This is a genomic window from Streptomyces sp. NPDC017520, assembly GCF_044329855.1.
Taxonomy (GTDB): Bacteria; Actinomycetota; Actinomycetes; order Streptomycetales; family Streptomycetaceae; genus Streptomyces.
Genome location: NZ_JBIRKB010000012.1, coordinates 118,518 through 131,531, shown reverse-complemented (window position 1 = coordinate 131,531; position 13,014 = coordinate 118,518). Strand labels below are relative to the sequence as shown.

13 protein-coding genes are annotated in these 13,014 nt (G+C 72.0%); 9 read left to right on the top strand and 4 right to left on the bottom strand.

Annotated elements, in window-relative coordinates:
* The first annotated feature begins 123 nt into the window (after positions 1–123).
* From ACH4KB_RS26860 to ACH4KB_RS26840, 5 genes are all read left to right on the top strand, one after another.
* Entirely contained in the window at positions 124–1,506 is a 1,383-nt protein-coding gene (locus ACH4KB_RS26860) for an APC family permease (protein ID WP_398068456.1), read from the top strand.
* Positions 1,507–1,650: 144 nt separating this feature from the next.
* Positions 1,651–2,064, top strand: coding sequence for a hypothetical protein (locus ACH4KB_RS26855; protein ID WP_398068455.1), 414 nt, complete (start codon positions 1,651–1,653; stop codon positions 2,062–2,064).
* On the top strand, positions 2,061–2,870 hold the full coding sequence (locus ACH4KB_RS26850) for a winged helix-turn-helix domain-containing protein (RefSeq protein ID WP_398068454.1): 810 nt from the start codon (positions 2,061–2,063) through the stop codon (positions 2,868–2,870). Before ACH4KB_RS26855 ends, ACH4KB_RS26850 begins: the two co-directional genes overlap by 4 nt.
* Positions 2,871–2,908: 38 nt before the next feature.
* Entirely contained in the window at positions 2,909–3,373 is a 465-nt protein-coding gene (locus tag ACH4KB_RS26845) for a roadblock/LC7 domain-containing protein (RefSeq protein ID WP_398068453.1), read from the top strand.
* A 144-nt stretch (positions 3,374–3,517) separates the two neighbouring features.
* Complete coding sequence (locus ACH4KB_RS26840; protein ID WP_398068452.1) at positions 3,518–3,892, top strand: hypothetical protein; 375 nt, start codon at positions 3,518–3,520, stop codon at positions 3,890–3,892.
* Positions 3,893–4,042: 150 nt separating this feature from the next.
* On the opposite strand, the gene ACH4KB_RS26835 is transcribed toward ACH4KB_RS26840, so the two are convergent.
* Together ACH4KB_RS26835 and ACH4KB_RS26830 are read right to left on the bottom strand one after the other, a co-directional pair.
* Positions 4,043–4,582, bottom strand: a complete 540-nt coding sequence (locus ACH4KB_RS26835) for a hypothetical protein (protein ID WP_398068514.1) — start codon at positions 4,580–4,582, stop codon at positions 4,043–4,045.
* Positions 4,583–4,727: 145 nt separating this feature from the next.
* Positions 4,728–5,573, bottom strand: a complete 846-nt coding sequence (locus ACH4KB_RS26830) for a MurR/RpiR family transcriptional regulator (RefSeq protein ID WP_398068451.1) — start codon at positions 5,571–5,573, stop codon at positions 4,728–4,730.
* Between the two features lie 792 nt (positions 5,574–6,365).
* Between ACH4KB_RS26830 and ACH4KB_RS26825 the strand changes: the two genes are divergently transcribed.
* Positions 6,366–6,782 (top strand): hypothetical protein, encoded by a 417-nt coding sequence (locus ACH4KB_RS26825; RefSeq protein WP_398068450.1) that lies wholly within the window; start codon positions 6,366–6,368, stop codon positions 6,780–6,782.
* A 503-nt stretch (positions 6,783–7,285) separates the two neighbouring features.
* Here ACH4KB_RS26825 and ACH4KB_RS26820 read toward each other — a convergent pair.
* The gene (locus tag ACH4KB_RS26820; RefSeq protein ID WP_398068449.1) at positions 7,286–8,692 is read right to left on the bottom strand and encodes a cystathionine beta-synthase; all 1,407 of its coding nucleotides are present in this window, start codon (positions 8,690–8,692) and stop codon (positions 7,286–7,288) included.
* A 159-nt stretch (positions 8,693–8,851) separates the two neighbouring features.
* Between ACH4KB_RS26820 and ACH4KB_RS26815 the strand changes: the two genes are divergently transcribed.
* From ACH4KB_RS26815 to ACH4KB_RS26805, 3 genes are all read left to right on the top strand, one after another.
* Positions 8,852–9,853 carry an SGNH/GDSL hydrolase family protein gene (locus ACH4KB_RS26815; protein WP_398068513.1) on the top strand — a complete coding sequence of 334 codons (1,002 nt, stop codon included), beginning with the start codon at positions 8,852–8,854 and terminating at the stop codon, positions 9,851–9,853.
* A 233-nt stretch (positions 9,854–10,086) separates the two neighbouring features.
* The gene (locus ACH4KB_RS26810; RefSeq protein ID WP_398068448.1) at positions 10,087–11,307 is read left to right on the top strand and encodes an acetyl-CoA C-acetyltransferase; all 1,221 of its coding nucleotides are present in this window, start codon (positions 10,087–10,089) and stop codon (positions 11,305–11,307) included.
* Between the two features lie 449 nt (positions 11,308–11,756).
* Entirely contained in the window at positions 11,757–12,608 is an 852-nt protein-coding gene (locus tag ACH4KB_RS26805; RefSeq protein ID WP_398068512.1) for a hypothetical protein, read from the top strand.
* 25 nt (positions 12,609–12,633) lie between these two features.
* Here ACH4KB_RS26805 and ACH4KB_RS26800 read toward each other — a convergent pair whose 3' ends face one another.
* Positions 12,634–12,951 (bottom strand): hypothetical protein, encoded by a 318-nt coding sequence (locus tag ACH4KB_RS26800; RefSeq protein ID WP_398068447.1) that lies wholly within the window; start codon positions 12,949–12,951, stop codon positions 12,634–12,636.
* Positions 12,952–13,014 lie beyond the last annotated feature (63 nt).

Here is a 13,014-nt window from a genome sequence, read left to right as displayed (position 1 = left end):
CTCGCGACGGTGAAAATCTATTCACATCCTGATGCTCTGAATAGTCGTAGTCAACAGGTGCGGTTCGCGCCGCGACCGGGAACAGGTTCTGCCAGTGATGCGCAGCATGGACCGGAGGCGTCGATGAGCACTGCCGAATCCCCCACGACCGGCGATCCCGCGAACCCCGGAGGGTCGCCGCCGCTCAAGCGCGCCCTCGGCACCAAGCTGCTGATCCTCTTCGTCATCGGCGACATCCTGGGCACCGGCATCTACGCGACCACCGGGAACGTGGCGGGCAAGGTCGGCGGCGCGCTGTGGCTGCCGTTCGCGATCGGTTTCGCCGTCGCCCTGCTGACGGCGGCCTCGTACGTGGAACTCGTCGGCAAGTACCCGAAGGCCGCCGGGGCCGCGCTCTACACCCAGAAGGCGTTCAAGGTCCCGTTCCTGACCTTCGTCGTCGCCTTCATGGTCATGTGCTCGGGCCTCTCCTCGGCGAGCGCGGCGGCGCGGGCGTTCAGCGGCGACTACCTGGGGGAGTTCACCGACGCGGTGCCGGCGACCCTGATCGCGATCCTGTTCGTCCTCGCCCTCGCCGCGATCAACCTCCGCGGGGTCGCCGAGTCGGTGAAGGCGAACGTCGTCCTGACCCTGGTCGAGGTCAGCGGACTCGCGGTGATCCTCGCGATCGGCGCGTACGCCGTGTTCAGCGGCGACGGCGAGCCCTCCCGGCTGACCCAGATCGAGACCGGCGGCACCGGGTACGCCCTGCTCACCGGGGTGCTCGGCGCCACCGCGCTGGGCTTCTTCGCCTTCGTCGGCTTCGAGGACTCGGTGAACATGGCCGAGGAGACCAAGGACCCCGGCCGCGCCTTCCCCCGCGCGATCTTCATCGGGGTGGGCATCACCGGCACCGTCTACGTCCTGGTCGCCCTGGTCTCCTCGCTCCTGGTCGACTCCCGCACCCTGGCGGGCTCCAGCGGCCCGCTGCTGGAGGTGGTGAAGGCCGGGGGCGTCGACTTCCCGCCGAAACTCTTCGCGCTGATCGCCCTGTTCGCCGTCACCAACTCGGCCCTGATCAACATCATGATGGCCTCGCGGCTCTGCTACGGCATGGCCAACGAGCGCATCCTGCCGCCCGCGATGGGCAAGGTACTGGCCGGCCGCCGCACCCCCTGGGTCGGGATCGTCTTCGTCTCCCTCCTGGCGATCGGCCTGGTCTCCACCGGCGAGATCGAGGGGCTCGGCGACACCACCTCGTTCCTGCTGCTCTGCGTCTTCGCCGTCGTCAACGTCGCCGTGCTGGTGCTCCGCAAGGACCGGGTGGACCACCGCCACTTCCGTACGCCCACGGCGCTTCCGGTGCTCGGCGCGCTCACCTCGCTGATCCTGGCGAGCCCCCTGGCCGACCGGGGCTCCGACGTGTACGTCCGGGCCGGGGTCCTGCTGCTGATCGGGATCGGCCTGTGGGTGCTCAACAAGGCGGTCATGACGGCCCGCGAGAGGTCCGGCGCCCCGGACGCCTGACGGGCACCGCCCCCGCGCTCCGGCCGCCCCTTTACATCGCGGGCCGCATGTACCAAAGGAAAATGCCAGAACCTCCACCTGCCGCAAGCACGTTGCGTAGCCTCTGCGTTACAGCCGTACGCCACGTCGGGAGGGGAGATCCGCGTGCCCGGAATCGACGAGTGCCTGCTCGAAGTCATGAGGCTGCCCGGCGCCCGGGGCGCCTCGGTGGTCGACTGGACGAGCGGTCTCGCCCTCGGCACCATCGGGGAATCCCCCAACGGCGACCACGAGGCGACCGCCGCCGAGACGGCGGAGGTCGCCCGGCTGACCGCCGAGCAGCCGGCCTTCGCCCACCTCGCCCCGGACGGCGGCGCACAGCACCCCGGACAGGCGCCGAGCACCTCCGTCGAGGACGTCATCGTCACCACCCGCGACGGGTACCACATGCTCCGGTTCGTCGAGACCGCCTTCGACAGCAGCGTCTTCCTGCATCTGTGGCTGGACCGCTCCGAGGGGAATCTCGCGCTCGCCCGGATGCGCCTGGGCGAGCTGGCCGAGCGCCTGGTGCTGGCATGAGCCCGATAGCCGCCGACCCCGACGCCCCCTGCACGGACCGACTCCCGGCGCTCTCCCCGATGCTCCGGCGCCTCGCCGCCGAGCGCGCCACCGGCGCCCTGATGCGCGACCGCGGCACCCTCTACCTCGCCGACGGCCAGGTGGTGCACGCGGAGAGCCCCGCCACCCCCGGCATCGACGTCCTGCTCACCGCCGGCGGCACCCTGCGGCACGAGGGCTGGTGGGACGCCGTGGCACAGGCCGGGGCGCACCAGCGGGTCGGCCGCTATCTCGTCGACAGCGGCCGTGTGCCGGGCGGCGCACTGGAGTTGTGCCACCTCGGGGCGCTGTACGACGCCGCGTTCTTCGCGCTCGCCCCGACCGGTACGCCCGCCCGCTTCCGCTACGGGGTCGCGCACTGGATCGGTCCGGTGCGGCCGGTCCCGGTGGCCGCCGTGGAGCGCGAGACGCTGCGCAGACGGGAGTTCCTGGACCGGATCTGGCCCGATCCCGCCTGCGACGCCGCGCCACTGCTGCGGACGGCGGCGCATCCGTCCGACGCCCCGGTCCCGGCCCGGCAGCGCCGGCTCCTGGAGCTCGCCGACGGGGTCCGTACCGCCTCGGACATCGCGCGGGCGCTGGGCCGTTCGGCGTTCCACATCCTGGTCGACCTGCGGCGGCTGGCGGCGGCCGGCCTCGTGGAGGCGGTCCGCGCCCAGCCCCCGCCGGCCTCTTCGGCGTCGGGCCGGATCGTGCTCCCCGAGGTGACGGCCGACCCCGACGTCGCCCTGCTGCGCCGGCTCCGAGACGCATTGGAGGCCCTGTGATACGCGCGCTCAGACAGCGTGCCGGGAGGAGACAGCTGATGGTGCCCGAGGCCGAAGTGCGTGATGTCCTCGTCGAGCTCCAGCGGTTACGCGCCCGGGTCCCGCTGCTCTCCGGGGCGCTGGCCGCCTCCACCGACGGGCTTGTCCTGGCCCACGACACCCCGGGCGTCGAGGCGGAGGGCGTCGCCGCCCTCACCGCGGCCGCCCTCGGCGTCTCCATCCGGATGACCGACGCCACCGGCCGGGGCGGCTTCCGCGAACTGCTGGTCCGCGGTGACAGCGGCTACATCGCCACCTACGCCGCGGGCTCCTCCGCCGTCCTGACCCTGCTGGCCGAGGACCGCATCAACGTCGGCCGGCTCCATCTGGAGGGCCGCCGCGCGGGCGCCCGTATCGGCGAGCTCGTCGACGCCGCGCTGCCCCGCACGGAGCGTCCCGTCACCCCCGCGCCCCCACGCCCCGCCACCGCGCCCGGCCGCACCCTGCCGCAACGCCCCACGTAGGCGGCCCGATCCCCCACCCGCGGCGTCACCACCACCACCGGGACTCACGCCATCACGCAGAAGCCCGCGCACCGGCCCGCACAACAACCACCACAGAAACGGCCCCGGTCACCGCGACCGGCCAGGGAAAGGAAACGAGCCTCCATGGCGAACACCGAAGCGACACTGAAGGAAGCGATGAGCTCGATCGAGGGCGCCACGGGTGTCGCCCTCGTCGACTACACGAGCGGGATGGCCCTGGGCACGCTCGGCGGCGGCAAGGACTTCAACCTGGAGGTCGCCGCCGCGGGCAACACCGACGTGGTCCGCGCCAAGCTCCGCACCATGGAGCACCTCGGCATCAAGGACGAGATCGAGGACATCCTGATCACGCTCGGCACCCAGTACCACCTGATCCGGCTCCTCAAGACCCGTGGCAACAACGGCCTGTTTTTGTACCTGGTGCTGGACGCGAGCCGGTCGAACCTGGCGATGGCCCGCCATCAGCTGAAGAAGATCGAGGCGGGCCTGGAGGTCTGACGCCGGGTACGGTCCAACCTCACCGACGCCTTCGGTCCGACCTCAGCGAGGCCTTCGGTCCGGCCCCTGCGAGGCCTTCGGTCCGGCCTCAGCGAGGTCTTTGGCCCGGCCTCAGCAAGGTCTTTGGCCCGGCCCCCGGAAGGCCCGACCTCACCGGCGGCGACGCCGCGCCCCGCCCGGCGCGGCGTCCCCCGCCTCCGGCCCCGTCGTCCGGTACGCCTTCACCCGCTTGCCCGCCGGGCCCCCGTGCCCGGTCCAGTCGGTGCGCACCCAGTACAGGACGTCGTCACGGCGCTCCCGCTGTCCGATGCGCACGGCCTTCAGCCACAGGCCCGCACCCGCACCGGCGAGCAGCAGCCCGCCGGCCCCCGGCAGCGCGAACGAGGACGCCACCGCGACGACGAACGCCCCCAACAGCCACCACCTGCGCCCGCGCCGCCACATCCGTACGGTCACGGCCCGGTCCTGGAGGAAGTCGCCCCGCCCGGCGCGGGAGGCGCCCCGGGCCAGTTCCGCGTACCGCTTGCTGCGCGCCAGGGCCACGACGGCCGCCGTGACGATGAAGAGCGCCGCTCCGGCCAGCAGCCCGATCCGACGCCCGGTCAGGCCCGGGACGAACGCCCCGGCCGCCGCGGCCACCAGGCCCGCCCACCACAGGGGCGCCGCCCCTGCCCGTACGGTCACGGCCACTCTCGCCAGCGACTGCCCTCCGCGCCCCACGTCCGTGCCCCTCTCTTCCTGGCGCCGCGTTGCCCGCGGTGCTTCTGGGCGCGGAGATTAACCGCCGCAGATGAGCGATACCTGAGAAATCCGCGAAAGGGCCGGGCGCGGGCCCTCACTCCACGAACAGGCCGCGCGCCGCCGCCCGGGCGTCGAACTCCTCCAACCGGGCCTGGGCGTCGGGAAGTCCGTCGCACATCGCCTCCAGCAGCACCCGGCCGAGCAGCATCGGCGCGCAGACGGTGTCGAAGGAGAGCCCGGAGCCGATCGCCGCCGGGAGCAGCAGATCGCTGTGCTTGGCGACGGGCGCGAAGGCGGAGTCGGCGACCGTCACCACGGTCATCCCCTGGTCCCGGGCGTACGCGAGCGCGTCCACGCTCTCCTTGGAGTGGCGCGGCAGCGCGAAGCACATCAGGACGGTGGCCCCGGCCCGGCGGGCGGAGTCGATCCGGTCGGGCAGCATGCTGCCGCCCTCGTCGAGGACCCGGACGTCGGGGTGCACCTTGGCGGCGAAGTAGCCGAAGCCGCGCGCCTGCGAGGAGGCGGCGCGCAGCCCCAGCACCGGCAGCGGCCGGGAGCCGGCGAGCAGTCGACCGGCCCGCTCGACGGGCGCGGGGTCGGCGAGCACGTCACAGAGGTGCTGGAGGTTCTCGATCTCGGCGCGGACGGCCTGCTGGTACTCGTTGTACGTCTCCCCCGGGTCCTCCTGCTCCCCGTCGGCGGGCGCGACCTCGCGCAGATGCCTGCGCAGCGCCGGATAGCCGTCGAAGCCGAGGGCGACGGCGAAGCGGGTGACGGAGGGCTGGCTGACCCCGGCCAGCTCGGCCAGCTCGACGCTGGAGAGGAACGGCGCGTCGGCGGCCCGGCGGACCATGCAGTGCGCGATACGCCGCTGGGTGGGCGTGAGCCGGTGGCCCTCGAAGAGCCGCTGCAACCGTGCGGCGGGGCTGCTCCCACTCATGCCTGTCCCCTTGCTGGATTTCGCGCCACGACCGGCGCCGACCGTTCTATTCAGCCAGGAAGGTCGTTGTATGTCCATATGCAGTGGGTGGGGGCGGGCGGGGAGGGCTGTTCCTGTTCGGATGCCGCAGCCCGGAAGGCGGGAGTGATGAGGTGGCAGTCGGGGCTGCACGTACAGCGCCATAGCGTCTGCCGCACGTGCTCGGTCGCGATCAACGACGCAATCGATCAGGAAGACACGCCATCATGGTCGGCACACGGCCAACCACCACTAACGCCATTCCACTGGGATGGCGGGCCAATTGCTCAAGGATTTCCCAGTCCCGGGGCTCGTGGGAGGGGGAGTGCCATGCTGCACCGTTCCCCGTCCAGTAGCCGCGGTAGTTCCGGACCCCCATGAGGCTGGTGTCGGACACATCTGACTCGTTTCCGCAGCACACACAGATGAGGCCTGTGGGCCATCCGTCTTCCCAGAACAGGTCGCCGTCGTCGTGTCCGCACACCCGGCAGGCAGATTCCTCGTCCGGACCGGGGGGAACGAGGCCGTCCGGTGGCACGGAGTCGCCCTTCATCCCGGTCAGCGCTCTCGCCGGCCTTTCACCTTGAGGTAGTCATCCCAGGGCCTTTCGCCTTGAGGTAGTCATCCAGCGTAGGCCACCTGTCAGAGTCGAAGCCGCGTGGGTCGGTAGGACTCGGAGGGGGGGGTAGCCCCACGAAACTCGGGGGCTAGCCCCAGGAAATCCGGGGGCTAGCCCCACTGCGGGCGCGGGTCCGGCTCCGTACCGTCGTAGGCATGGAAGCCCGTGACCACGAGCTCAAGAAGGAGCTCGCCGCCACCCTCCAGGCCCGTGGCGAGCTGGGCGCGGAGTACGAGACCGCGCTCATCGACTCGTTCTTGGAGAAGGTCGAGCAGCGGCTCGACGGCACGCTCGACCGCCGGGTCCGGCGTCAGCTCGCCGAGCAGCAGATGTCCGTCGCCCGGGGGGCGCGTCCGGCGGAGCCGTGGAGCTTCGGGGAGCGGCACGGTCTGGGGATCGTCTCGCTGATCCTGGCCATTCCGCTGTCCGCGATCGGCGTCGCGAACGCCGGGATCGAGGGTCTGGTCGTGGCCTGGCTCGGCATCGTCGGCGTCAACGCGTTCCAGGCGGCGCGGGGCGGCGGCCTGTTCCGCCGCCGGGAGGAACGCGCGCCGTCCGACTGGAGGGACTGAGCGCCGCCACGATCATCGACGACGGGCGCGAGCCTCCCGGAGCCCGGCCGAGGCCCGGGCACGACCGCGCGGCCGGGCCCCCGGGAAGTCCTGCCGCGCTGTCGTCTGCGAAGTCTGCGAGCTGCGAGCTGCGAGCTGCGAGCTGCGAGCTGCGAGCTGCGAGCTGCGAAGTCTGTCGCGGGGACCGCCACACCCCCGGTCACCCGGGGGGCGGGACGACGGCGGTCCCCGCGAGGGACGCGGTCCGGGTCAGGGCCGGTTGCCCGCGTCCGGGCGACGGTGGAGGTCCGGGAGCCGCTCCGTAGTCCGGTGTCGCCGTTCTGGGTGCCGGCGGGTTTCCCTGCCGACACCCACCAATGTGCCGGAGCCGTGTTAAGCGGGTGCTGCGCGAACATGACGCGCTCGTACCGTTTTCGCGAAGGCCCGCCGCTTTCGCGAAGGCCCGCCGCCGGCCCGTCGGACCTCGGCCCGGCCCGCCGTCGGCCCGGCCCGCCGTCGGCCCGTCAGGCCTTCGCCGTGCCCGCGTCCTTGGCGAGGAACGCCAGCAGGTCCTGCCGGCTCACGACGCCCTTGGGCTTGCCCTCGACAAGCACGATCGCCGCGTCGGCGCCGTCCGTGCCACTGAGCACGGCCATCAGGTCCTCGACCGGTTCGCCGGAGCCGACCTGCGGCAGCGGCGCCGACATGTGCTTCTCCAGCGGGTCGGTCAGCGAGGCGCGCTGGGTGAACAGCGCGTCCAGCAGCTGCCGCTCCACGACCGATCCGATGACCTCGGCGGCCATCACGTCCGGGTGACCGGCGCCCGGCTTCACGATCGGCATCTGGGAGACGCCGTACTCGCGGAGCACCTCGATGGCCTCGCCGACCGTCTCCTCCGGGTGCATGTGGACCAGGGAGGGCATCGGGCCCTCCTTGAAGTCCAGGACAGCGCCGACGTTGGCGGAGGCGCCGGTGTTCTCGAGGAAGCCGTAGTCGGCCATCCACTCGTCGTTGAAGATTTTGCTCAAGTAGCCGCGCCCGCTGTCGGGGAGCAGCACCACGACGACGTCGTCGGGGCCGAGCCGCCTGGCGACCTCCAGGGCCCCGACGACCGCCATGCCGCAGGAGCCGCCGACGAGCAGCCCCTCCTCCTTGGCGAGCCGCCGCGTCATCTGGAAGGAGTCCTTGTCGGACACCGCGACGATCTCGTCGGTGACGTTCCGGTCGTAAGCACTCGGCCAGAAGTCCTCGCCGACGCCCTCGACCAGATACGGCCGCCCGGAGCCGCCGGAGTAGACCGAGCCCTCCGGGTCCGCGCCGATGACCTGGACCGCGCCCTCGCTGATCTCCTTGAGGTAGCGCCCGGTGCCGCTGATCGTGCCGCCGGTGCCGACGCCCGCGACGAAGTGGGTGATCTTCCCCTCCGTCTGCTCCCACAGTTCGGGACCGGTGGTCTCGTAGTGCGAGCGCGGGTTGTTCGGGTTGGAGTACTGGTCGGGCTTCCAGGCGCCCGGCGTCTCGGTGACCAGCCGGTCGGAGACGTTGTAGTACGAGTCCGGGTGCTCGGGGTCAACGGCGGTGGGGCAGACGACGACCTCCGCGCCATACGCGCGCAGCACGTTGATCTTGTCCGTGGACACCTTGTCCGGGCAGACGAAGATGCACTTGTAGCCCTTCTGCTGGGCGACGATGGCGAGGCCGACGCCCGTGTTGCCGCTGGTCGGCTCGACGATCGTGCCGCCGGGCTTCAGCTCCCCGCTCTGCTCGGCCGCCTCGATCATGCGCAGCGCGATGCGGTCCTTCACCGACCCGCCGGGGTTGAAGTACTCGACCTTGGCCAGGACCGTCGCCTGGATACCTGCCGTGACGTTGCGCAGCCTCACCAGCGGGGTGTTGCCGACAAGACTGATCATCGAATCGTGGAATTGCACCGTGTACTCCGGGATCTCCGAGATGGTCCGGCCCAGAGTATGCGTACGGGACGCACTCTGCGTACGGGAAGGAGTACACCGAGCCCCCAGCGGGGCAAGTAGGTACGTGTACGGCTGTACGGCGAGGAGGAGGTGGACCGGACTGTGTCGAGAGCAAGGGTGGCACGGCGGATCGCGGCGGGCGCGGCCTACGGCGGTGGCAGCATCGGGTTGATCGGTGCGGCGGCCGTGGGCGTGTTCCTGGCGGAGGTCCAGCTCGCGAAAAGGCAGGTGGGCGGCGGGACGGCTCCGGTCCCGCCGAGCGCGGACGGGCGGTACGGAGTGGCGTTCGCCGGGCCGAACGACGCGATGCGGCTCGGGATGCTCGGGGACTCGACGGCCGCGGGCCAGGGCGTGCGGCGGGCCGGGCAGACCCCGGGCGCGCTGCTGGCCTCGGGGCTCGCGGCGGTGGCCGAGCGGCCGGTGGACCTGCGGAACGTGGCCCTGCCGGGGGCCAGGTCGGACGACCTGGAGCGGCAGGTGTCGCTGCTGCTGGCGGACCCGGCACGCGTCCCGGACGTCTGCGTGATCATGATCGGGGCGAACGACGTCACGCACCGGATGCCCGCGACCCAGTCGGTGCGCTGTCTGACGACGGCGGTGCGCAGGCTGCGGACGGCGGGGGCGGAGGTGGTCGTCGGCACCTGCCCGGACCTGGGCACGATCGAGCCGGTCTACCAGCCGTTGCGCTGGCTGGCCCGGCGGGTGAGCCGGCAGCTGGCGGCCGCGCAGACCATCGGCGCGGTGGAGCAGGGCGGGCGCACGGTGTCGCTGGGTGATCTGCTGGGCCCCGAGTTCGCGGCCAATCCGCGCGAGCTGTTCGGCCCGGACAACTACCACCCCTCCGCCGAGGGCTATGCCACGGCGGCCATGGCGGTGCTGCCCACGCTGTGCGCGGTGCTGGGCCTGTGGCCGGAGACCGACCGGCTGGACGGCGCGCGCCGCGAGGACATCCTCCCGGTGGCGAAGGCCGCGTCCCAGGCGGCTCGGGAGGCCGGCACGGAGGTCACGGGGGCGCGCGCTCCCTGGGCCCTCCTCAAGCACCGTCGGCGGCGGCGTCTGCCCGCCTCCACGGAACCGACTCCGCACCCGCACCCGGACGCCGCCCACGGGCACGCGTAGGGGGCGTCGCCCTCCAGCGGAACTTCGACGGGACACCGACAGGGCACCCGGCAGGACACCCGGCAGGACATCGACAGGCCATCCGGCAGGACACCGGCAGGCCGTCCTGAGCAAGCGCTTAGAAAAGAGTCCCGCATCACACGGCCTGCCGGGTGACCCCGACGATACGTCCGGGTAACTTCCAGAGGAGTTCCGCCCGTCCACACAGCCTTCCAGCCCCTTGGAGCCGCGTGATGCCCGAAGCCGTGATCGTCTCTGCCGCCCGTTCGCCGATCGGCCGCGCCTTCAAGGGGTCCCTCAAGGACCTGCGCTCGGACGATTTGACCGCCACGATCATCCAGACCGCGCTGGCCAAGGTCCCGGAGCTGGACCCGAAGGACATCGACGACCTGATGCTGGGCTGCGGTCTGCCCGGCGGCGAGCAGGGCAACAACCTCGGCCGCATCATCGCCGTGCAGATGGGGATGGACCACCTTCCCGGCTGTACGGTCACCCGCTACTGCTCCTCCTCGTTGCAGACGAGCCGGATGGCGCTGCACGCGATCAAGGCGGGCGAGGGAGACGTCTTCATCTCGGCCGGTGTCGAGATGGTGTCCCGTTTCGCCAAGGGCAACTCCGACAGCCTCCCGGACACGCACAACCCGCTGTTCGCCGACGCCGAGGCCCGCACCGCAGCCCGCGCCGAGGAGTCCGGCGCGAGCTGGCACGACCCGCGCGAGGACGGCCTCGTGCCGGACGCGTACATCTCGATGGGGCAGACGGCGGAGAACCTGGCCCGGTCCAAGGGCGTCACCCGCCAGGAGATGGACGAGTTCGGCGTACGGTCGCAGAACCTCGCCGAGGAAGCCCTGACGAACGGCTTCTGGGAGCGGGAGATCACCCCGGTCACCACCCCCGACGGCACCGCGGTCGCCAAGGACGACGGCCCGCGCGCGGGCGTCACCATGGAGGGCGTGCAGGGCCTGAAGCCGGTCTTCCGCCCCGACGGCCTGGTCACCGCGGGCAACTGCTGCCCGCTCAACGACGGCGCCGCGGCCCTGGTGATCATGTCCGACACCAAGGCACGCGAGCTGGGCCTGACCCCGCTGGCCCGGATCGTCTCCACCGGCGTCTCCGGCCTGTCCCCCGAGATCATGGGGTACGGCCCGGTCGAGGCCAGCAAGCAGGCGTTGAAGCGGGCCGGCCTGACCATCGACGACATCGACCTCGCCGAGATCAACGAGGCGTTCGCCGCCCAGGTCATCCCCTCCTACCGGGACCTCGGCCTGCCGCTGGACAAGGTCAACGTCAACGGCGGCGCGATCGCCGTCGGCCACCCCTTCGGCATGACCGGCGCCCGCATCACCGGCACGCTGATCAACAGCCTCCAGTTCCACGACAAGCAGTGGGGCCTGGAGACGATGTGCGTGGGCGGCGGCCAGGGCATGGCGATGGTGATCGAGCGGCTGAGCTGAGCCGCAGCGGAGGGTAGGGGTCGCGCGAGGCACGAGTGCGGCACCTGCCCGCAGCGGAGGCGAAGCTCAGCGCGACCACCAGCACGAGCGGCTGAGCTGAGCCGCAGCGGAGGGTAGGGGTCGCGCGAGGCACGAGTGCGGCACCTGCCCGCAGCGGAGGCGAAGCTCAGCGCGACCACCAGCACGAGCGGCTGAGCTGAGGTGCCCGGCCAACCCCACCGAGCTCCGACCGTGACCGAATCTCCCCCAGGATGTGACCTGTGTCCCGGGGGAGAGTCGTTTCCGCAGGTCAGAGCCGATATGGGGCTAAACATCGGACCGAAAGACCTGTCCATTTCGTGACGTAATGCACTGACAGCACGTACCGGTACAGGCCAAGCTGATGTAGGAAGTCGGGGGTATCGATAGAAACCGGGAGTATGTCAGTGAGCGCCATGTCATTTGCCCTGTTGCTGACCACCGCCGCTGCCACGGCCGTCGGCGCCGCCGCACTGCACGCCGCTCACGGGCTGCGCAAGCAGGTCGCGGCGCTGCGCACGGAGCTGGCCGCCGGTCACGCCCTCCATGCTTCCGTGCCACCACAGAGCCGCGGTACGGCCACTCCCGCCGAGGAGATACGCGCGGCCGTCGCCGAAGCGCTCGCCGAGGAGCGCGAGCGCGAGCTGGCCGAGGCGCGCGCGTTCTGGGCCGCCCAGGAAGCCCGTGACGCCGCCGACGCCCCGTCCCTGCTGGGCGGCCTGTCCGGCCTCGGCGACGACGCCCCGTACTACCTGCCCCGGCAGGCCGACTTCGCCGGTCTGGAGTCGATGGACCTCGAAGCGGCCGAGGCGATGGAGGAGCTCACGGAGCTGAGCGAGCGGACCCTCGCGGAGCACGAGATCGGCGAGCTGACCGACCTCCCGGAGATCGCGGAGTTCCCCGAGGACTCCCCCGAACTGGCCGCCGCCCGCCGCCGCCACCCCTCGCACCCGGACTTCATCCCCGTACAGACACCCGTGGTCACCGACCACGAGCGCACCGTGAACCGGCTGGAGGAGCTGGCCGACACGGCGACCGAGCTGACCGACGTGCGGCCCGGCCCGCTGGGCACGCTCGACGTGTACGTCTTCGCCGACGGCACCACGCTCTGCATGACCCCCGGTCACCGCGAGACCGCCGAGCGCCTCGCCGACGCCCTGCGGGCGGGCCGGCAGCCGGTGCTGCTGGGCGGTTCGGGAGTCTCGGGCGCCTACGCCCTGACCTTCTCCTGCGGCGAGGACAACGTGTACATCCTCGCCGACCGCGTCATCGCCTCGCTCTGACCGCCGGGCGCGGGCCCCTTACGCATCACGCGAACGCCCGCGCCGCCGCTTCCCCGACATACCGCACGGCCTCGTCCAGCTCCTGGGACGGGGCCGTTTCCAGTGCCACGGCCAGGTCCCGCCCGGCGACGGCGAGTTGGTCGCCCACGGCGAACATCCCGGCGTCCGGCAGCTCACGCGGCTCGGCGTCCGGGGTCTCCAGGCGCTGGGCCCGGGCGGCGAGTTCGCGGGCCGCGGCCAGCGCCTCGGCGGCCGCGCCGCGCTGGAGGCGGCTCTGCGGGGCCGAGCGCAGCCGGTCGGCGAAACGGTCCACGGCCAGGATCAGGGGCGTCGTATCGAGCACCCGGCCGACCCTACGCGGCCCTCCCGCCCGGCTGCCAACGCCCCGGGGCACACGGAACGCGGA

Excerpts from the sequence above, each read along its gene's own strand:
- ACH4KB_RS26825 (WP_398068450.1), top strand. The coding sequence starts at position 6,366 with ATGGAAGCCCGTGACCACGAGCTCAAGAAGGAGCTCGCCGCCACCCTC.
- ACH4KB_RS26830 (WP_398068451.1), bottom strand. The coding sequence starts at position 5,573 with ATGAGTGGGAGCAGCCCCGCCGCACGGTTGCAGCGGCTCTTCGAGGGC.
- ACH4KB_RS26860 (WP_398068456.1), top strand. The coding sequence starts at position 124 with ATGAGCACTGCCGAATCCCCCACGACCGGCGATCCCGCGAACCCCGGA.
- ACH4KB_RS26810 (WP_398068448.1), top strand. The coding sequence starts at position 10,087 with ATGCCCGAAGCCGTGATCGTCTCTGCCGCCCGTTCGCCGATCGGCCGC.
- ACH4KB_RS26840 (WP_398068452.1), top strand. The coding sequence starts at position 3,518 with ATGGCGAACACCGAAGCGACACTGAAGGAAGCGATGAGCTCGATCGAG.
- ACH4KB_RS26850 (WP_398068454.1), top strand. The coding sequence starts at position 2,061 with ATGAGCCCGATAGCCGCCGACCCCGACGCCCCCTGCACGGACCGACTC.
- ACH4KB_RS26845 (WP_398068453.1), top strand. The coding sequence starts at position 2,909 with ATGGTGCCCGAGGCCGAAGTGCGTGATGTCCTCGTCGAGCTCCAGCGG.